This window comes from Planococcus wigleyi (assembly GCF_014836985.1).
Classification (GTDB): domain Bacteria; phylum Bacillota; class Bacilli; order Bacillales_A; family Planococcaceae; genus Planococcus; species Planococcus notacanthi.
Window position 1 is genome coordinate 1 of the sequence record NZ_JACSPU010000010.1, and the last position, 20264, is coordinate 20264.

The 20264-nt window shown below is 44.3% G+C and carries 21 protein-coding genes and 1 rRNA gene; 21 read left to right on the forward strand and 1 reads right to left on the reverse strand.

The features are described from left to right. The 12 genes from rrf to rsmI form a co-directional block, all read left to right on the forward strand. Nucleotides 1–70, forward strand: a 5S ribosomal RNA gene (gene rrf, locus H9630_RS18970); the annotation flags it as partial. Between the two features lie 158 nt (nucleotides 71–228). Further along, nucleotides 229–1662, forward strand: a complete 1434-nt coding sequence (locus H9630_RS18205) for an aminotransferase class I/II-fold pyridoxal phosphate-dependent enzyme (RefSeq protein ID WP_191716897.1) — start codon at nucleotides 229–231, stop codon at nucleotides 1660–1662. A 62-nt stretch (nucleotides 1663–1724) separates the two neighbouring features. Continuing rightward, nucleotides 1725–3251: an exopolyphosphatase gene (gene ppx / locus H9630_RS18210; protein ID WP_191716898.1), complete on the forward strand. Its 1527-nt coding sequence runs from the start codon at nucleotides 1725–1727 to the stop codon at nucleotides 3249–3251. 90 nt (nucleotides 3252–3341) lie between these two features. Continuing rightward, nucleotides 3342–5453 (forward strand): RNA degradosome polyphosphate kinase, encoded by a 2112-nt coding sequence (locus H9630_RS18215; protein ID WP_191716899.1) that lies wholly within the window; start codon nucleotides 3342–3344, stop codon nucleotides 5451–5453. 106 nt (nucleotides 5454–5559) lie between these two features. Next, nucleotides 5560–6210, forward strand: a complete 651-nt coding sequence (gene tmk / locus H9630_RS18220; RefSeq protein WP_191716900.1) for a dTMP kinase — start codon at nucleotides 5560–5562, stop codon at nucleotides 6208–6210. 117 nt (nucleotides 6211–6327) lie between these two features. After that, complete coding sequence (locus H9630_RS18225) at nucleotides 6328–6657, forward strand: cyclic-di-AMP receptor (RefSeq protein ID WP_191716901.1); 330 nt, start codon at nucleotides 6328–6330, stop codon at nucleotides 6655–6657. Nucleotides 6658–6750: 93 nt separating this feature from the next. Then, entirely contained in the window at nucleotides 6751–7743 is a 993-nt protein-coding gene (gene holB, locus H9630_RS18230; protein WP_191716902.1) for a DNA polymerase III subunit delta', read from the forward strand. Between the two features lie 3 nt (nucleotides 7744–7746). Next, entirely contained in the window at nucleotides 7747–8559 is an 813-nt protein-coding gene (locus H9630_RS18235; RefSeq protein ID WP_191716903.1) for a PSP1 domain-containing protein, read from the forward strand. 11 nt (nucleotides 8560–8570) lie between these two features. Then, entirely contained in the window at nucleotides 8571–8930 is a 360-nt protein-coding gene (yabA, locus tag H9630_RS18240) for a DNA replication initiation control protein YabA (RefSeq protein ID WP_191716904.1), read from the forward strand. Nucleotides 8931–9028: 98 nt separating this feature from the next. Continuing rightward, a complete protein-coding gene (locus H9630_RS18245) occupies nucleotides 9029–9766 on the forward strand; it encodes a tRNA1(Val) (adenine(37)-N6)-methyltransferase (protein WP_191716905.1) in 738 nt (245 codons plus the stop codon). Further along, the gene (locus H9630_RS18250) at nucleotides 9753–10022 is read left to right on the forward strand and encodes a GIY-YIG nuclease family protein (protein WP_191716906.1); all 270 of its coding nucleotides are present in this window, start codon (nucleotides 9753–9755) and stop codon (nucleotides 10020–10022) included. Before H9630_RS18245 ends, H9630_RS18250 begins: the two co-directional genes overlap by 14 nt. Beyond that, complete coding sequence (rsmI, locus tag H9630_RS18255) at nucleotides 10019–10888, forward strand: 16S rRNA (cytidine(1402)-2'-O)-methyltransferase (RefSeq protein ID WP_191716907.1); 870 nt, start codon at nucleotides 10019–10021, stop codon at nucleotides 10886–10888. Before H9630_RS18250 ends, rsmI begins: the two co-directional genes overlap by 4 nt. Before the next feature lie 107 nt (nucleotides 10889–10995). Here the strand turns inward: rsmI and H9630_RS18260 are convergent, their stop codons facing one another. Then, complete coding sequence (locus tag H9630_RS18260; protein WP_006830747.1) at nucleotides 10996–11274, reverse strand: AbrB/MazE/SpoVT family DNA-binding domain-containing protein; 279 nt, start codon at nucleotides 11272–11274, stop codon at nucleotides 10996–10998. A gap of 335 nt (nucleotides 11275–11609) precedes the next feature. Here H9630_RS18260 and metG point away from each other — a divergent pair, with 335 nt between their 5' ends. The 9 genes from metG (at nucleotide 11610) to H9630_RS18305 (ending at nucleotide 20238) form a co-directional block, all read left to right on the forward strand. Further along, nucleotides 11610–13568, forward strand: coding sequence for a methionine--tRNA ligase (gene metG / locus H9630_RS18265; protein ID WP_191716908.1), 1959 nt, complete (start codon nucleotides 11610–11612; stop codon nucleotides 13566–13568). A 201-nt stretch (nucleotides 13569–13769) separates the two neighbouring features. Further along, nucleotides 13770–14546 carry a TatD family hydrolase gene (locus tag H9630_RS18270; protein WP_191716909.1) on the forward strand — a complete coding sequence of 259 codons (777 nt, stop codon included), beginning with the start codon at nucleotides 13770–13772 and terminating at the stop codon, nucleotides 14544–14546. A 77-nt stretch (nucleotides 14547–14623) separates the two neighbouring features. Beyond that, on the forward strand, nucleotides 14624–15985 hold the full coding sequence (locus tag H9630_RS18275) for a G5 and 3D domain-containing protein (RefSeq protein WP_191716910.1): 1362 nt from the start codon (nucleotides 14624–14626) through the stop codon (nucleotides 15983–15985). Nucleotides 15986–16100: 115 nt separating this feature from the next. Further along, nucleotides 16101–16661, forward strand: a complete 561-nt coding sequence (rnmV, locus tag H9630_RS18280; protein WP_191716911.1) for a ribonuclease M5 — start codon at nucleotides 16101–16103, stop codon at nucleotides 16659–16661. Beyond that, a complete protein-coding gene (rsmA, locus tag H9630_RS18285) occupies nucleotides 16658–17536 on the forward strand; it encodes a 16S rRNA (adenine(1518)-N(6)/adenine(1519)-N(6))-dimethyltransferase RsmA (RefSeq protein ID WP_191716912.1) in 879 nt (292 codons plus the stop codon). Before rnmV ends, rsmA begins: the two co-directional genes overlap by 4 nt. Nucleotides 17537–17699: 163 nt before the next feature. Beyond that, entirely contained in the window at nucleotides 17700–17963 is a 264-nt protein-coding gene (gene veg, locus H9630_RS18290) for a biofilm formation stimulator Veg (RefSeq protein ID WP_006830753.1), read from the forward strand. A 147-nt stretch (nucleotides 17964–18110) separates the two neighbouring features. Continuing rightward, a complete protein-coding gene (gene ispE / locus H9630_RS18295) occupies nucleotides 18111–18974 on the forward strand; it encodes a 4-(cytidine 5'-diphospho)-2-C-methyl-D-erythritol kinase (protein ID WP_191716913.1) in 864 nt (287 codons plus the stop codon). Between the two features lie 57 nt (nucleotides 18975–19031). After that, nucleotides 19032–19859, forward strand: coding sequence for a pur operon repressor (gene purR, locus H9630_RS18300; RefSeq protein ID WP_191716914.1), 828 nt, complete (start codon nucleotides 19032–19034; stop codon nucleotides 19857–19859). 1 nt (nucleotide 19860) lies between these two features. After that, nucleotides 19861–20238, forward strand: a complete 378-nt coding sequence (locus H9630_RS18305; RefSeq protein WP_191716915.1) for a RidA family protein — start codon at nucleotides 19861–19863, stop codon at nucleotides 20236–20238. Nucleotides 20239–20264 lie beyond the last annotated feature (26 nt).

Sequence of the window (20264 nt, forward strand, 5' to 3'; positions counted from 1 at the left end):
CGGAAGTTAAGCTCTTTTGCGCTGATGGTAGTTGGGGGTCTCCCCCTGTGAGAGTAAGACGTCGCTGGGCACATGAAAAAAGTCGTTACCGATTCCGGTAACGGCTTTTTTGTTTGGAGAAAATCAGTTACAGCAATTGAAAACATCCAACCGACTGTTTTCCGAACCGCGGATCTCAGCTGAAATTGTTATAATGAAGTAAATCAATCAATGTGAGGATGGAAAATCATGACGCAGCGACGCCCAATTGTGGATGCATTAATCGAATTTCAAAACAAACAACCCATTTCTTTTCATGTACCAGGACATAAACATGGCATCCTGTCGGGACTGCCGCAAGAAATTCAGTCAGCTCTTCAGTACGATGTGACAGAACTGGCGGGTCTGGATGATCTTCATTATCCGGAAGAGGCGATCAACGAGGCACAGCTTTTATTAGCGGAAGCTTATGGTGCGAAACGCAGCTTTTTGTTGGTCAACGGTTCAACTGTCGGAAATCTGGCGATGATTCACGCCGCTTGCAGAGAAGGGGATGTGGTCATTGTTCAGCGCAATTCCCATAAGTCGATCTTCCATGCGTTGGAGCTTGCACATGTGCGGCCCGTTTACGTTTCACCGCAATGGGATGAGGAATCCATGACAGCGGCTGCAGTGCCTCTAAAGGCAGTAGAAGAAGCGATAAAGGCCTATCCGGAAGCCAAGGCCATTGTACTGACCTATCCCAATTATTATGGAATGGTTTCCTACGAACTTACTGCCATTATTTCTTTATGCCATGAACATGGAATTGCCGTTCTGGTGGATGAAGCCCATGGTGCCCACTTTCAGGCAGGCGCCCCGTTTCCGGTCTCATCGTTGTCTCTTGGTGCAGATGTAGTCGTACAGTCAGCCCATAAAACATTGCCTGCTATGACGATGGGCTCTTTTTTACATATTGGAAGCGAACGTGTAAATGTGAAAAGAATCCAAAAATACTTACGGATGTTTCAATCAAGCAGTCCTTCGTATCTGATCCTTGCCTCATTGGATGATGCACGTTCTTATCTTCAAAATTATTCGCAGCCTGATATGCGGATGTTCAATGAAAAGAGGGAGCGTTTTCTCAGCAGCCTGCGGATGATTCCGCATTTGGCGGTGGTAGAGTCTGATGATCCACTGAAAATCATGCTGAGGGTTGCCCATCACAGCGGCTACCAGTTCAAACAGATGCTGGAGAAAACGGGGGTTCATGTTGAGCTGGCAGACCTTTATCAGGTCTTGTTGATCTTGCCTTTAATGAAACAATGGCATGCCTATCCATTTGCCGAAATTCGCAGCCGTTTAAAAGAAGCGGTACAGCTGTTGGAAGGCGAAGCGAGAAAAGACATGAGAGTCCAAGTGAAAACAGTATCCCAAGTAACAGTTCCCGAATTGTCTTTTGAAGAAATTGATTTGACGGATCAGGAATGGGTGCCTTATACACAAGTTATCGGCCGTATTGCAGCGGGTATGGTGATTCCATATCCACCGGGTATTCCGCTGGTGGTGGCGGGCGAGAAATGGACATTGGCCAAAGTCGAGGAACTCATGAATTACCTGGCTTCTGATGCACAGATACAGGGAGACCACAGGCTCGCATCTAAAGAATTGTCTGTGCTTCAGCAAGAAACATCCCGAGCATAAGAAATGCTTAAAGAGGGTATACTGTAACATCATTTACTTGGTACAGAATGTGGGGGATTTTCATGGAACAGGAAAAGTATGCAATCATTGATATCGGCTCGAATACCATCAGGCTCGTCATTTACACGCGGGATAAAAGCGGACGTTTTACAGAGAGTGAGAACGTGAAAGCCGTTGCTCGTCTCCGTAATTATTTAAATGAAGACAATGTGTTGAAACAGGAAGGCATCGATGTACTGATCAAGACTTTAAAAAGTTTTCAGGAAGTGACCCGCCATCATCAATTGAAAGACATCAAATGTGTGGCTACGGCGGCTGTGCGCCAAGCTGTAAATCAAGACAGCATTCTGGCAGCAGTGGAAAAAGAAACAGATTTTACGATGCGTATCCTCTCGGAATTTGAAGAGGCGAACTACGGTTACCTGGCCGTCGTCAATTCCACACCATTCGCCAGCGGCATTACGGTTGATATTGGTGGTGGCAGTACAGAAGTTACCTATTTCCATAATCGCCAGCTGATTTTTTTCTACAGTTTTCCGTTTGGTGCTTTATCATTGAAACAGCAATTTGTTGAAGGAAACACACCGACCAAAGGCGAATTGCGCGAGTTGCGGTCGTTTTTAAAAGAGCAGTTTGATCAATTGGAATGGCTGGCTGATAAGCGTTTGCCGTTGATCGGCATTGGGGGAAGTGCGCGGAACATGGCTCAGATCCATCAGGAGCATATTGAATATCCGCTGTCTGGTGTTCATCAATACATGATGAGCAGAGATGACGTAGAAGAAGTCAGTGATTTATTGAAGTCAGTGGATTTTTCAGAGCTGCAGCGCTTGGAAGGGCTGTCGAAGGACCGGGCGGATATCATCATCCCGGCTGTTGAAGTGTTCCGCTATTTAATGGAATTGATCGACACCAAACAGTTTGCCCTCAGCAGAAAAGGCTTAAGGGATGGTGTGTTTTATGAAGAGACGACCAAGGATTTCGATTTGTCGGTATTTCCGAATGTTGTGGAAGAAAGTTTTCACGAGCTGGCTATCGATTATGGCATCAATTTGACCCATGCATTCCATGTTGCCAATAGTGCTTTGCTGATTTCAAAGGAATTGGAAGAGTTGGGCTTGCTGTCATTGGAAGAGTTGGACTATAAGCGTTTGAAGCTCAGCAGTGCACTCTATAATTTAGGGAGCTACATCGATTCGGAATCCAGCCATCAGCATACTTTTTACTTATTGGGCAACCGCACCATCGATGGTTTGCTGCACAAAGACCGAATCGTCATTGCTTTGATGGCTTCATTTAAAAATAAAGAGGTCTTTAAACGGAACGTTAATGTGTATGAGGAATGGTTCAATAAAGAAGAGTTGGCGAAATACAGCCTGCTTGGCGCTATCATCAAGCTGGCGTACAGTTTGAATGCAACTAAACGTGATATTGTGGAAACGATTGAGCTGGAAGAAAACGAGGACAAACTTGTTTTTTCTGTGCAATGCCGAGAAGATTGGAAGCCGGAACAATACCAGGTGGAAAAACAGAAAAAGCATTTAGAGAAGCAGTTAAAGAAAACGATTGATTTTAAATTTTACAAATAATTAACATTTCAAGTGACATATCTCGTATTGCTGACAGGCAGATGGTGATAGGATAGATAAATGGATTATAAGTAAAAGGTGGAGTCAAAATTGGAGACTTTAAAAAAGAAAAGCGTGGAACTCAGGGATCCTTCTTATTACAATAACCGCGAACTGAGCTGGCTGGCTTTTAATGAACGGGTCCTGCAGGAAGCCCTTGATAAACGGAACCCGTTATTGGAACGATTTAAATTTCTGGCGATTTTCAGCTCCAACCTGGATGAATTTTTTATGGTCCGTGTAGCAGGGCTGCAGGATCAGGTGAAAGTCGGGTTTACGAAACCCGAGAATAAAGCGGGAATGACGCCAAAGCAACAATTAAATGAAATTGCGATGAAGACCCATCAATTGGTGGATCTGCAATATGAAACGCTGCAAAAAACATTGTTGCCAAAGCTTCAAAAAGAGCACGTAGAATTCGTCAAAATGGCGGATTTAAGTGCAGACCAATTGGATATAATGGAACGGCATTTTGAGGATCATATTTTTCCGGTACTGACGCCAATGGCCATCGATGCTTACCGTCCATTTCCCATGTTGCTCAACAAAAGCATCAATTTGGCGGTGGTGCTGGAAGACGTAGAAGACCAGGCGGAAGAAGGGCAAAAAATCGCCATTGTCCAGGTGCCTTCTGTACTGGATCGGTTTGTCCGCCTGGAATCGAAAAAGGGCAGCTACAAACTGATTTTACTGGAAGATGTCATCAGTTTCTTCATTCGCAAACTTTTTCATGGTTTTAAGGTGATTTCAACGTCGGTATTCCGGATTACCCGCAATGCCGACATGACGATCCATGAAGAAGGCGCACGTGATTTGCTGAAGGAAATTGAAGAAGAGCTCCGGAAACGCAAATGGGGAGCGGCTGTCCGGCTGGAGATTCAGCAGCCAGGATTTGATCCGGCCATTTTGGAATACTTGACCAATGAACTGGAAGTCCATAAAAAAGATGTCTATGCTATTGAAGGATTTTTGGATTTGACGGTGTTTTTCAGCTTTTATAAAAAAATGGCACCAGTTTGGGAGCATTTGGTCTTTGAAGGCAAAGTGTCGCAGCTGCCGGCAGGGATGGAAACAGGCAAGCAGATTTTTCAAAAGGTCAGTGAGCAGGATGTTTTTCTTCATCATCCGTATGAATCATTTGAACCGGTCGTTCAATTTATTTCAGAAGCCGCTGATGATCCCGATGTCCTGGCCATCAAGCAGACCCTTTACCGGGTGAGCGGTGATTCTCCGGTAATCAAGGCTCTGAAAAGAGCTGCTGAGAATGGCAAACAAGTAACCGTGCTGGTTGAATTAAAGGCCCGCTTTGACGAGGAAAATAATGTCCAATGGGCAAAAGAGTTGGAAAAGGCGGGATGCCACGTTATTTATGGCATGACGCATTTGAAAACCCATAGCAAAATCACCTTGGTCGTGCGGAAAAAAGACGATAAAATTGAGCGTTTCGTGCATTTAGGAACCGGCAATTACAACGATCAGACGGCAAAAATCTACACAGATATGAGCTTGTTCACCTCGAAAAGGCAGTTCGGAATTGATGCTACCAACTTCTTCAATTATTTAAGCGGCTATACTGAGAAGCCGGAGTTCCATTATTTATCGGTAGCGCCTTTTACAATTCGGACCGATATCATCGACTTGATCGATACGGAAATTCGTTTCCAGAAAAAGCATGGCAATGGCCGCATCATTGCGAAGATGAACTCACTGACGGATAAGCTCATTATTATGAAGTTGTATGAAGCGTCCAATGCAGGTGTGAAAGTGGATTTGATTGTCAGAGGGATCTGCTGCCTGCGTCCAGGAATCCCAGGGGTCAGTGAGAACATTCAGGTTCGGAGCATCGTGGGCAGCTTGTTGGAGCATAGCCGTGTCTATTACTTTAACCATAACGGCAAAGGACGGACCTTCTTATCTTCAGCGGATATGATGACGCGGAATTTAAATAACCGCATTGAAATTTTATTTCCGATTGTTGACGAAACCATTAAACAGCAAGTGAAAAACATACTGGAATTGGGGCTTGCCGATAATGTCAAAGCCAGACAGCAGGATGCGGACGGGGTTTACCATTATGTGCCGCGCAAGGACGATGAGCCAGTGATAGACAGCCAAATGGAGTTGTTCCGCCGGGCATATCAAGTGGCAGAAGATGAAGAATAGTTGGTTTTCTGCTGGTCACTATAAAATCGAAGCCATTTCGTGTATAGTAAAAAGAGTTTGAAACAGTAGAAAATGATTAACTTCATGGAATAAGGTGAGCTGGAAAATGAGTTATTTAATCAACCTAGAAGGTGGAGAAGGATCGGGAAAGTCAACGGTCCTGAAAATGCTGGCAACTGCGTTGGAGGAAAAAGGATTTTCTGTGGTTTGCACGCGTGAGCCAGGCGGCATCGACATAGCTGAACAAATTCGTCAAGTGATCTTGGACCGGAACAACACCGCAATGGACGCGCGAACAGAAGCTTTATTATATGCAGCAGCGAGAAGGCAGCATTTGGTCGAAAAAATTATTCCAGCACTCGAAGCGGGAAGCATCGTTTTATGTGATCGTTACATTGATTCGAGTCTAGCTTATCAGGGCTATGCACGGGGTCTTGGAATGGAAGAGATCTTCGCCATCAACAAGTTTGCCATCGATGAATACATGCCGGATCTGACGCTTTATTTTGATGTCAATCCGAAAGTGGGTCTGGCACGGATCGAAAAAGATTCAGACCGTGAGATCAACCGCTTGGATGTAGAATCAATGAAATTCCATTACAAAGTAAGAGAAGGATACCTCTTGCTGTTGAGCCAGAATCCCGAACGAATTCGCTTGATCAATGCAGAAAATGAACTGGACATCGTTTATGCTGATGCATTGGAAACAGCTGTACGATTTATAGAAGAACGGCAAGCGGCAGTTGATCCTTCTTAGGGTCAGCTGTCTTTTTGATAAGACCGTTTTTTTGGCAAAGAGCTGGAAAGATATGCAGCGTATATCTTTGTTCATGTTATACTTATATAGAAGAAAGACAAAAAGGAGTGAGTGCTGATGAAACTCGTAGTAGCAGTTGTACAGGACCAAGACAGTAACCGATTATCCAACGCGTTAACGAAAAATGATTTCCGGGCTACCAAGCTTGCCAGTACAGGGGGGTTTTTGCGCTCAGGGAATACAACCTTTTTAATCGGTGTAGAAGATGACCTGGTACCGAAGTTGCTGGATTTGATTCGTGAAAACTGCCGGTCTCGTGAACAGATGGTAGCACCTGTATCGCCGATGGGTGGAAATGCTGACTCGTATATTCCTTATCCTGTGGAAGTTGAAGTGGGCGGAGCAACTATTTTCGTCTTGCCGATTGAACAATTCCACCACTTTTAAATAAAGGCGGCTGCCCGGCAGCCAGTACGATAAAAGAAAACCCGTGCTCCAACCGGAACACGGGATTTTTTACAAAGTCTGAAGGTGAAGTTTGTGCAAAAAACAATTGATGAATTTTTGGAAATGCAGCCAGTGGTGATGAAGCGGCTCCAAGGTGCTTATGCAAAAGACCGGTTAGCGCACGCTTATCTGTTTGAAGGTCCGGCTGGTTCTGGCAAAACGGAAATTACGCATTTTTTCGTCAAGCTGCTGCTGTGTGAATCGCCTGTGGAAAATGTTCCATGTGAAACATGTCGAAGTTGTCAGCTCTATAATTCCGGCAACCACACCAACGTTCTTTTCATCGAACCGGATGGCCAAAACATAAAAATTGACCAAATCCGTGAGTTAATCTTCAAATTGAATAAAACCGGTTTGAATACAGGCCGTAAAATATACGTGATTGAACAGGCAGACCGCATGAACAATTCTTCTGCCAATGCTTTGCTGAAGTTTTTGGAAGAGCCTGAGTTTAATGTGACAGCCATTCTATTGACTGAGAGGCTCAATGCATTGATGAGCACAATCCGTTCCAGATGCCAACTGGTTTCTTTTCGTCCGCTGTCGCGTCCCAAGCTTATGGAAAAACTGATAGCAGATGGAATGACTGGATCAATGGCTGCAACTGTCAGCATGCTGACGCAAAGCGAAGAAGAAGCTGTCTTGTTGGCTCAAGATGAACAATTTGCCCAGGCCAGAAAAACCGTGTTGAAACTGGTGGAAGTGGCTGGCAGCAATGTTCATGAGGCTCTTTTGATGCTTCAAGCAGAATGGCTGCCATTATTTAAAGAAAAAGAAGATGCCGAAAGAGGTCTGGACATGTTATTATTTGCATATCGGGACATTGCTTCGGTAAAAGCAGGTCTTGAAACTGCACGAACATATCCAGACATGGAAGAAACTTGGAAGCAGATGGCTCTCCAGCGTTCTTTTACGGTATTGTCGAAGCAGTTGCAGGCCGTTTTACAGGCCAAACAACAATTGCCGCGCAATATGAACCGGACGCTGTTGATGGAGCAGTTAATGCTGAATCTGCAGGAGGGGTAGCAATTGTATAATGTCATAGGTGTCCGCTTTAAGAAAGCGGGTAAAATATATTATTTTGATCCAGGTGCATTAGGGATTGAAAAAGACGATTACGTCATTGTGGAAACAGCACGAGGCGTAGAGTATGGAAAAGTGGTTGTACCAACGAAAACTGTTGGAGAAAACGATGTAGTTCTGCCTTTGAAACAAGTGGTAAGAGTGGCAACTGACCGCGATCGCCACCAGGTGGAAGAAAATCGTTTGGAAGCAAGCCGTGCCTTCGAACTGGGAACCGACAAAATTGAAGAGCATCGCTTGGATATGAAATTGGTAGATGTCGAATACACTTTCGACCGCAATAAAGTCATTTTTTACTTTACGGCGGAAGGCCGTGTGGATTTCCGGAACTTGGTGAAAGACTTGGCTTCCATTTTCCGTACACGCATCGAACTTCGCCAAATCGGCGTTCGAGATGAAGCGAAAATGCTTGGCGGTATCGGTCCTTGCGGGCGGATGCTTTGCTGTTCAACATTTTTAGGAGATTTTGAGCCGGTTTCCATCAAAATGGCGAAAGATCAAAACCTATCGCTGAACCCTTCGAAAATCTCTGGTTTATGCGGCCGTTTAATGTGCTGCTTAAAATACGAGAATGACGAGTATGAAACAGCGAAAAAAGAAATGCCGGATGTCGGTACACGAGTAACAACACCGGATGGCGAAGGCCGTGTTGTAGGCATGAATATTTTAGAGCGGGTGTTGAAAATCCGATTGACTGAGCAGGAACAGACACTTGAATACACATTAGATGAGATAATGGGCCAAGGAACGAGAGCGTGAGGTGGTTTTAGGTGAAGGAAAAGAATTTTTTGGACACGGTAATGGAGTTTGAACAGCAACTCCAATCCATGCAAGAACAATTCAGCGAATTAAAAGCAGTGGTAGCTCGGACGATGGAAGAACATCATGCGCTGCAATTGGAGAATCATCATTTGCGCGCGCGGTTGGATGAGTTTCATCAAGCAGTGCCGGAAGTAGCTGCTGTAGATCCGGTGAAATTGAAAAAAGCTGTTATGGATATTGGTGAAGGCTATGATAACTTAGCCCGCTTGTATCATGAAGGCTACCATGTCTGCAATGTACATTTCGGCAGTTCCCGAAAAGGCGACGATTGCCTGTTCTGTTTATCGTTCCTGAATAAACAGAACTGAACATAAAGGCAGAAGAAAGCTGTCTGTAAGATAATAAAGAGAAAGGCTTCCGACACTTCGTGTGGCGGCAGCCTTTTGTTATGCTAGGAGTTGAAAAGATGTTAGTGGATGATGAAAGATTGGATTATTTATTGGCGGAAGACCTGCGGATCATTCAAAGTCCGTCGGTGTTTTCCTTTTCTTTGGATGCGGTATTATTGGCGCGTTTTGCGTATGTTCCATTGAAGCGCGGCACCATTGTAGATCTGTGCACAGGGAACGGAGCGATTCCGTTATTTCTGAGTGCCCGTACAGAATCAAGGATCATTGGCGTAGAATTGCAGGAACGGCTTGCGCATATGGCGCGCCGCAGCGTGGAATACAACGGTTTGGAACAGCAAATTGAAATTGTTGAAGGCGACGTCAAAAATATGCCCGCGCAGCTTGGGTTTGAAAAATATGATGTAGTCACCTGCAACCCGCCCTATTTTCCAGCACATGAAATGAGCGATAAAAATATCAGTGAACACATGGCTATTGCGCGGCATGAGCTGCACTTAACCTTGGATGAGGCGGTATTGTCGGCGAGCCAATTGTTGAAGCAAGGGGGTAAAGCGGCATTTGTCCATCGTTCAGGCCGTCTGATCGATTTGATTGCGTCAATGCGTGCGAATCGCTTAGAACCGAAACGGATCCGCCTTGTATATCCGAAAGCGGGCAAGGAAGCCAATACTTTGTTGATTGAAGGCATTAAAGACGGCAAACCAGATTTAAAGATTTTGCCTCCTTTGATTGTCTACGGAGACGACGGCGAGTATACCGAAGATGTGCGGGAATTGTTATATGGCAGCCAGTGATCATTATTTTTATGTGCTGGAATGTGCCGATGGGTCGTATTATGCTGGCTATACCAACAACCTTGAAAAGCGGCTGGCGGCGCATAACGCTGGAAAAGGTGCGAAATACACACGCGCCAAAGGGCCGTCCAAGCTGATCCATCACGAATGCTACGACACGAAACCGGCAGCAATGAAAGCGGAATATGCCTTCAAGCAGTTAACGAAGGCACAGAAAATCCATTATATTGCTGAAGGAAAGGAGAACGGTAAATGAAATCCCAAAAAAGTTTCCAGCATCAACAATCCACCTTGTATTTGGTGGCCACTCCAATCGGCAACCTGGAAGACATGACAATCCGTGCATTGCGTATTTTAAAAGAAGTGGACATCATTGCAGCGGAAGATACGCGCAACACGAAAAACCTCTGCAATTATTTTGACATCCAGACCAAATTGGTCAGCTACCATGAACACAACCAGGAAAGCGGAGGCTTCAAAATCCTCTCGTACCTGGAAGAAGGCAAGTCAGTAGCTTTGGTCAGCGATGCCGGCATGCCGTGTATTTCCGATCCAGGAGAAGACATCGTCAAACGGGCGGTTGCCGAAGGATTTCCTGTTGTGCCGATTCCTGGAGCCAATGCAGCCCTTAGTGCACTGATTGCTTCAGGGATTTCGCCGCAGCCTTTTTTGTTCTACGGATTCTTATCGCGCAATAAAAAAGAGCGGCAGGCAGAGTTGGACATACTCAGCCAAAAAGAAGAGACCCTGATCTTTTACGAAGCACCTCACCGGCTGAAAGAAAGCTTGAAGAGTATGCAAAAAGCGGTCGGCAATGAACGGAAAATCACCTTGGCCCGGGAATTGACCAAGAAATTCGAAGAGTTTCTGAGAGGCACTGTTGAAGAAGCGGTAATATGGGCAGAAGAAAATGAAATTCGCGGAGAATTTTGTTTGGTGCTGGAAGGCAATGCAGATCCGGAGCCTTTGGAAAGCGTAAAGTGGTGGGAAAGTTTATCTATCGAAGAACACGTAGACCAGTTGATGGAAACCAAGAACCTGACATCCAAAGAGGCCATCAAAGAAGCGGCCATCGAACGCCAGCTGTCTAAGCGAGAAGTCTATCAGGCTTATCATACCTAGAAAAGCTGAAGCAGTCTCTACGCTGAAGCTAGGTACTGAAAATAGCTACTCTGTCTTTGCAAGCATCAAAAAAACCAGGATGCATTAGCTTCCTGGTTTTTTTTATCTTACTTCTTTAAGTTGTTTTGGATCTCTTTTACCAGCATTTCTGCGCCTTCAGTGCTTAAGATCAATTTGCCGCCAACCAATTGCATGTTGTCGTCTGATACTTCGCCTGTAACTGCACAAGTCATGTTTGGTAAATACTTTTTCAAGATAATTTTGTCGTCATCTACGTAAATTTCCAAAGCGTCTTTTTCTGCGATTCCCAAAGTACGACGCAATTCGATTGGAATAACTACACGCCCTAATTCGTCAACTTTCCGAACGATACCTGTTGATTTCATAATGATAGTCCTCCTTTTATTTTATCGGGTGTATTCGTCAAAATTCGACATTTACCACTTCCTGTCATAAATCATACCAACTACTGGCAATTAGGTCAATAAAAAACTATCGAATTTATAATGAAATTTTATAAGTTGTATCATATTTTTGATATTCATGAGTTTTGAAGTCATAATTTTGACATAGTTGTATAGAAAGCCCTAAAAAACCGACGCAGCATTAGCTGATAAATGTCGAATTTCACTGGAAAATGGCTTTGTCGAATTGAAAGATTGTACAAAATAGGGGACTTCGTTAAAATAAGGATTATACTAAAAAACTGGAGGAATTTTTCGTGACTGCTAACAAAGACACCTTTTATTTAACTACACCGATTTATTACCCAAGCGGAAAATTCCACATTGGAACGGCTTATACGACAGTCGCTTCTGATGCGATGGTGCGCTATAAGCGTTTGCGTGGATTTGATGTCCGGTTTTTGACCGGAATGGATGAACACGGCCAAAAAATTGAAGAAAAAGCAAAAGAAGCTGGCAAAGAGCCACAGGAATTTGTAGATGACATGGCCGAGGCTGCTAAAAAAGTTTGGTCGACTATGGATATTACGTACGATGATTTCATCCGGACTACGGAGAACCGCCATAAAGAAGGCGTCGAGCGGATTTTCAAAACGTTCCTCGACAATGGCGATATTTATAAAGGCGAATATGAAGGCTGGTATTGTACACCTTGTGAATCGTTCTTCACGGAAAATCAATTGGATAACGGCAACTGCCCAGACTGCGGCCGCCCAGTCCATAAAGTAAAAGAGGAATCGTATTTCTTCAACATGAAAAAATACGCTGGCCGTCTTTTAGAATACTACGAAAATAACGTAGAGTTTATTGAGCCTGAATCACGCAAAAATGAAATGATCAATAATTTCATCAAACCGGGATTAGAGGATCTGTCGGTTTCACGGACTTCCTTTGATTGGGGAATTCCGGTTCCTGGAGACCCGAAACATGTCATTTATGTATGGGTTGACGCGCTGTCCAACTACATCACGTCTCTTGGCTACGGCTCAGAAGACGATAGCTTGTTCAATAAATACTGGCCGGCTGATGTCCATGTAGTCGGCAAAGACATCGTCCGTTTCCACACAATCTATTGGCCGATTTTCTTGATGGCTTTGGATCTGCCCTTGCCGAAGAAAGTTTTCGCCCATGGCTTTATCATGATGAAAGACGGCAAAATGTCGAAATCCAAAGGCAATGTCGTTTATCCGGAAATGCTCGTAGAACGCTATGGCTTGGATGCGACGCGTTATTTCCTATTGCGTGAACTGCCATTTGGTTCTGACGGCGTCTTTTCACCGGAGTCGTTTGTGGAACGCACCAATTTTGATTTGGCTAATGACTTGGGGAATTTATTGAACCGTACAGTCTCGATGATCAATAAATACTTTGATGGAGCCATACCTGAAATTAACGGACTGCAAACCGAATTCGACGGGCCACTTCAACGTGTAGCCGCGCAGACGGTAAAAGTCTATGAGCAACATATGGAAAGAATGCAATTCAGCATCGTCTTAAGTGAAGTGTGGGCATTGATTTCACGGACCAATAAATACATTGATGAAACACAGCCATGGGTATTGGCGAAAGATGAAGCTGCCAAAGAGCAATTGGCATCTGTTATGGCGCACTTGGCAGAAAGCCTTCGCATGACTGCGGTTATGTTGCAGCCATTCTTACCGAATGCACCGAAACAAATCATCGAGCAGCTTGGATTGACAGAAGAAGCTCTTGGCTGGGATACGCTTCAAAGCTTCGGCCAAATTCCTGGAGGCACTCAAGTCGTGTCAAAAGGAACGCCAATCTTCCCGCGCCTTGAGCTGGAACCGGAAGTAGCATATATCCGTGATCAAATGCGCGGTACTGAATCGCCTGCTGCAGAAGAACCGGCGGTCGTGGAAGTTCCGGACGTACCGGAAATTGCGATTGAGGATTTTGCGAAAGTGGATTTGCGTGTAGCGACAGTGACAGATTGTGAAGCTGTGCCGAAAACGTCCAAACTGCTGAAACTTCAGTTGGACATGGGCTACGAGCAGCGGCAAGTGGTGTCCGGTATTGCGGAACATTACAAACCAGCTGACCTGGTCGGCAAAAAAGTAGTCGTCGTAGCGAACTTGAAACCGGTGAAATTGCGGGGCGAACTCTCGCAAGGAATGATCCTGGCTGGTGAAAAAGACGGGTATCTGACTTTGGCATCGGTCGCTGAAAAGCTCCCGAACGGCTCGAAAATTAAATAAGATTACTGGAAAAGACCTGTTTTGACCCACTGTTATCAGTGGGTCTTTTTTTGTTTGTGTGGGTTTTAATGCCCAGTATTACAGAGAAAAAAGCGCTTTTGACATTGAACTAACATGTTTTGTTACCTAATTGTAATGTTGTTGTGAAGAAAGATACAGGTAGAACCATTAGAATAAAGCTTAATGTGAGGAGAATGATTGATGTTTATCGATACCCATGTACATTTAAATGCAGACCAATATGATGAGGACCTTGTACAAGTCATTGAGCGCGCAAGAGAAAATCACGTGGAGAAAATGGTAGTCATCGGCTTCGACCGAAAAACGATCGAACGGGCCATCGATTTGGCCGAAACTTATGAATTCATCTTCGCGGTAGTTGGTTGGCATCCAGTTGATGCAATCGATTGTACTGAAGAAGATCTGAAATGGATTGAAGAGCTTGCTGCTCATCCAAAAGTAGTGGGAATCGGGGAGACCGGATTGGATTACTACTGGGACAAATCACCAAAAGAAGTACAGCAGGAAATTTTCCGGAAGCAAATCCGGTTGGCGAAAAAAGTCAAATTGCCGATTATCATCCATAACCGGGAAGCTACAGAAGATGTGCTGACAATTCTTCGAGAAGAAAACGCAAAAGAAATCGGCGGTGTCATGCATTGCTTTAGTGGCAGTGTGGAGACGGCCCGTGAAAGTATAGAAATGAACTTCATGATTTCGCTTGGCGGACCCGTAACATTCAAAAATGCCAAAAAGCCGAAAGAAGTGGCCGAGTTGATTTCACTTGATCACTTGATGATTGAGACAGATGCTCCATATCTAGCTCCCCATCCCTACCGGGGAAAAAGAAACGAACCATCTTATGTGCCATTGGTTGCGGAAGAAATTGCGCGATTGAAAGGAATTTCAGTAGAAGAGGTCGCCAAAGCGACAACACAAAACGCAGAAAAGTTTTATAAGCTTTCTCAAATAAAGTGAAATTGAGAAATTCGTATTGATTGACACATTGGAAATGAGCCCATATAATCACTCAGGTGAAGAAGGAGGAGTTATTTTTGTCAAATGAAGCAAATAATACCAATTCATCAAAAATATTCAAAGGTAAATCATTGACGGTCACAATCGCAACTGTATTGTTGTTCGCAGCGGTTTTAACTTTTGCTATATATGAAGGTACAAAAAATACGGTTACCGTAACAGCGAATGGTGAACAGGAAGAAGTAAGAACACATGCAGAAACAGTTGGAGCATTTTTGGAGGAACAGGAAATCGAAGCTGGAGAACATGATTTCTTAAGCCATTCAAAGGAAACGCCGATCAATGAAGATCTGGCACTCGAGTGGGATGCAGCAGAACAATATAACGTAACAGTTGATGGAAAAGCTACTTCTGCATGGACAACTGAAAATACAGTGTCCGAAATTTTAGCTAAAGCGGATGTTGAACTTACAAAACATGACAAGGTATCACCTGCTTTGGATGAACAAGTAGATGAAGAAACAACCATTTCAGTTGAAAAAGCCTATGAAGTTACTATTCAAGACGGTCTTAATGAAAAGAAAGTATGGTCTACTTCGACTACGGTCGCTGACTTTTTAAAACAACATAAAGTTTCTTTAGGCAAACTTGACCGAGTGGAAAAAGAAATGGACGAACTGGTTCTTCCAAATTCAAAAGTCAAAGTGGTTCGTGTTGAAAAGGTCACCGATGTAGTCGAAGATACTGTGAAATATGCAGTAGAGACAAAAAAAGACGATTCATTGCTTAAAGGCAACGAAAAAGTCGTTCAAAAAGGCGCAAATGGTGTAGTTAAAAAAACGTATGAAGTAATCAAAGAAAACGGTAAAGAAGTAAAACGTGATCTTAAAAACGAAAAAGTTGTAAAAGAACCAACCAAGCAAGTAACGGCAGTCGGTACGAAGACAGTTGTAGCCAGCGTCTCACGTGGGGCTCAAACAAAAGCGGCACCAGCAGCAAAAGCAACACCTGCAACACAGGCAGCTCCTGCACAAGAGAAAAAGCAGGAGAAAGCAGCAGTGAAAACGGCTTCTGTTGAAAAAGCAGCAACGCCAGCACCAGCAAAAGCTGAACCGGCAAAAGCCCAACCAGCTGAAGAGCCAGCAGGCGGTAAAGAATTCTACGTGTCAGCTACAGCTTATACAGCAAGCTGCACGGGATGCTCGGGCATTACAGCGACAGGCATCAACCTGCATGCCAATCCAGGCCTTAAAGTAATTGCAGTAGATCCTAGCGTTATTCCGCTAGGCTCTAAAGTATGGGTTGAAGGTTACGGCAACGCAATCGCAGGCGATACAGGCGGAGCAATCAAAGGCAATAAAATCGATTTGTTCATGGCCAATAAATCCGATGCATTGTCATTCGGGCGCAAACAAGTAAAAGTGAGAGTACTTAACTAATCTACAAACCATTCCACTACAGGCTTTCCTGGGATATTTCCCGGGAAAGCTTTTTACATGTCTACCCGCCAACGTGTAGAATAAAACAAGAAGCTTGAAAAGAGGAACAGAATAAATGAAAATAAACGAAATTATAGTAGTTGAAGGAAAAGACGATACGGTAGCAATCAAACGAGCGGTCATTGCAGATACAATAGAAACAAATGGTTCGGCGATTTCAGCAGAAACGCTGCAGCGCATTGCTCATGCCCAACAAAAGAGAGGGGTCATTGTTTTTACAGATCCTGATTATCCCGGGCGGCGGATCCGTGCTATTATTGAAGAACATGTGCCTCAGGCGAAACATGCATTTTTGGCGAAGGAAAAAACGATTGCTAAAAACGGCAAAGGTTTAGGGATCGAGCATGCTCGCGATGAAGACATCCGAGAAGCCTTGCAGGCCGTCTATACGCCGCTTCAGGAAGAGCGTCCTGTAGAGATTACAATGGAAGACTTGATCGATGCCGGACTTGTCGCCCATCCGAAAGCGAAGCAGCGCCGTATACAACTCGGCAACACTCTGCAAATCGGCTATACGAACGGCAAGCAGCTCCAAAAGCGGCTTCACATGTTCGGTATCTCGAAAGACCAGTTCATCAAAGCGGTACAAGCGTTAATTCAGGAGGAAAACCAATGACTAAAGATATTGCTACACCCATCCGGACACAGCAGATTATGGCAAAATACAATTTAAAAGTGAAGAAAAGTCTGGGGCAGAACTTTCTGATCGACCCCAATATTTTACGTAAAATCGTTGGACAGGCGAAACTGACAAAACAGTCTGCTGCCATTGAAATCGGTCCGGGTATTGGTGCTTTGACGGAGCACTTGGCAAGAGAAGCAGGGAAAGTACTGGCTTTTGAAATCGATCAGCGTCTGCTGCCGGTTCTTGACGACACACTCTCTCCTTACGACAATATTTCTATCGTTCATGCCGATATTCTAAAAACGGATGTACAGGCAGCCATCGACAACGAATTGGCAGGGTATGACGACATTGTCGTTGTAGCCAATCTGCCTTATTACGTTACGACACCCATCATCTTAAAACTATTGCTGGAAAAGCTGCCGATCCGAGGCATGGTCGTTATGCTTCAAAAAGAGGTGGCTGAGCGCATTACAGCCAAACCTGGAACAAAGGCATACGGATCTCTTTCTATCGCTATCCAGTACTATACACAGGCTGAAATGGCGTTGACTGTTCCCAAATCTGTTTTCCTGCCGCAGCCGAATGTAGATTCCGCTGTCATCAGCATGACTAAACGGGAAGTGCCGGAAGTGGAAGTGATTGATGAAGACTTCTTCTTTAGCGTAACGAGAGGGTCGTTTGTTCAACGAAGAAAAACTATTTTAAACAACCTTCAAGTTGCGATGCCGCTTGGCAAAGAAAAGAAAGAACTGATTTTAAAAGCGTTGGAAGAAGCGGAAATCGATCCGGCACGGCGCGGAGAGACCTTGACCATTAAAGAATTTGGCTTATTGGCCGACAAATTATACGCTTATTTCCACTAATATCAGCATTCTGTTACAATATCGGCACAACTTATTTCGGGATAAAGATATTTCGAATAAAAAAATATTGACATAAACGGATAGACGCTGATAAAATTAGGAATTTGCTTGACTATTTCAATAAATTATGGTAGAATTTTGTCTATAGTGAGGTGTAGACAAAATGCCCAAAACTTTGGCGGATATTAAAAAATCGTTGGATCTGCATTTAGGAAAACGATTGCTTTTAAAGGCAAACGGAGGTCGCAAGAAAACGGTCGAACGTGCTGGAATCCTGCGCGAAACATATCACTCTGTGTTTGTGATTGAGCTTGATCAAGAAGAGCATGCATTTGAACGCGTGTCTTACAGCTACGCAGACATCTTAACTGAAGCGGTAGAAATTACTGTGTACGAAGGAACAGAAGATGCACTTGTCGTGAAATAATTGAACTACATTTTATAAGATTCTTCAAAACTTGCTACTGCTTAATCAAGCGGAAGGCGAGTTTTTTTGTTTCTGCCAGCACTTTGCTTTCCATTGCCTCGCGGTATGTTAAAATAGTCTTCATCAGAATATAAAGGAGGCAGTGAGATGCTCTACGTGAAAGCACCTGCCAAGATTAACCTAACACTTGATGTTTTACATAAACGTCCGGATAATTACCATGAAATTGAAATGATCATGACAACTGTGGATTTATCGGACCGCATTGGATTGATGGGAACAGCAAAAGGGATACATATTCAGTCTGCAGACCGTTTTGTGCCGAATGACTCCCGCAACCTGGCCTACCAAGCGGCACAATTGATTAAAGATACGTTCAATATAAAGACCGGCGTCATTATTTCCCTGGATAAGAAAATCCCGGTAGCAGCAGGATTAGCCGGCGGCAGCAGTGACGCAGCTGCAACATTAAAAGGCCTGAACAAACTTTGGCAATTGAACCTGTCGCTTGATGAGCTGGCGGAACTGGGTGCCAAAATTGGATCGGATGTTTCTTTCTGCGTTTATGGCGGTACCGCATTAGCCAGAGGCCGTGGTGAGATCATCCAGGAATTGCCGACTCCACCGAATTGCTGGGTTATCTTGGCAAAACCGACAATTGGCGTTTCTACAGCTGATGTCTATGGTGCATTTGATGTCCAATCTGCACAGCATCCAGATACAGAAGGGATGATTCGGGCACTCAATGAAGGCGATTATGAAGCGATGTGTGCCAATTTAGGCAATGCGTTGGAAAGTGTTACGTTGAAATTGTATCCGGAAGTGGAACAGATAAAAGAACAGATGAAAAAATTTGGAGCAGATGCTGTCTTGATGAGCGGCAGCGGGCCTACAGTTTTTGGCCTGGTCCATCAAGAAGCGCGCATTCCGCGGATTTATAATGGCTTACGGGGCTTTTGTTCGGAAGTATATGCAGTACGCTTGATCGGCGAACGGGAGCTGCTTGCTTAAATACGTACATTTATGGTAAGTTTTCTATAAATCATTCGTGTTTAGGAGAGGGTAGTTTTGAAGTGGAAGCGCAGTGAACGGCTTGTTGATATGACACAATTTTTATTGGAACACCCGCATAAATTGATTCCGCTGACGTATTTTTCGGATCTGTACCAATCCGCTAAGTCTTCCATCAGTGAAGATTTGGGCATTGTCAAAGAAACATTCGAAGAAAAAGGAACGGGTTTATTGATGACGGTTCCAGGGGCAGCGGGCGGTGTTAAGTATATTCCCAGGTTGCAGGCTAAAGACATCAAAGCCGTTATGGCAGACTTGATGGAAGAGCTGAGCCATTCCGACAGATTGTTGCCGGGCGGCTATTTATACATGACGGATGTACTGGGCAATCCCGAAATGATGAACCGTGTCGGAAAAGTATTTGCGACGGCATTTGCTGATGCAAAAATTGACGTCATCATGACGGTAGCTACAAAGGGCATTCCGATTGCCCATGCAATTGCCCGCCATTTGAATGTGCCGGTAGTCATTGTCCGGAGAGACAGCAAAGTGACGGAAGGCTCTACAGTCAGCATCAATTATGTATCAGGATCTTCCCGCCGCATACAGACCATGGTGTTATCCAAACGCAGCATGAAGAGCGGCCAACGTGTACTCATCACCGATGACTTCATGAAAGTCGGCGGAACGATGAACGGCATGAAGAATCTGCTGGAAGAGTTCGAATGCACGTTAGCGGGTGTTGCAGTCCTTGTAGAGGCGGAGCATTCGGATGAGCGGCTGGTTGAAAAATACCTGTCTCTTGTTAAATTGCATGAAGTCAGTGAAAAAGAACGCACCATTGCATTAGAAGAAGGAAACTACTTTGAAAATGGAGGAATTTAATATGAATTACGTAGCGACAGACAAAGCGGCAGCAGCGATTGGCCCTTATTCACAAGGCGTGGTTTCAGGAGGAATTCTATACAGTTCAGGTCAAATTCCATTAACAGCATCCGGCGAATTGGTTGAAGGCACAATTGCTGACCAGACGCATCAGGTATTTTCAAATCTGAAAGCGGTTCTTGCGGAAGCGGGCTCTTCTCTTGGTGACGTGATCAAGACAACTGTCTTCATTAAAGATATGAACGATTTTGCAGAAATGAATGAGATTTATGCCGCGTATTTCGGAGACCATAAGCCGGCGCGTTCAACTGTCGAAGTGGCGCGTTTGCCAAAAGACGTAAAAGTGGAAATCGAAGTTATTGCAAAAGTGAACAGCTAAGTAATTCTTTTTGAAGGATACAGGCA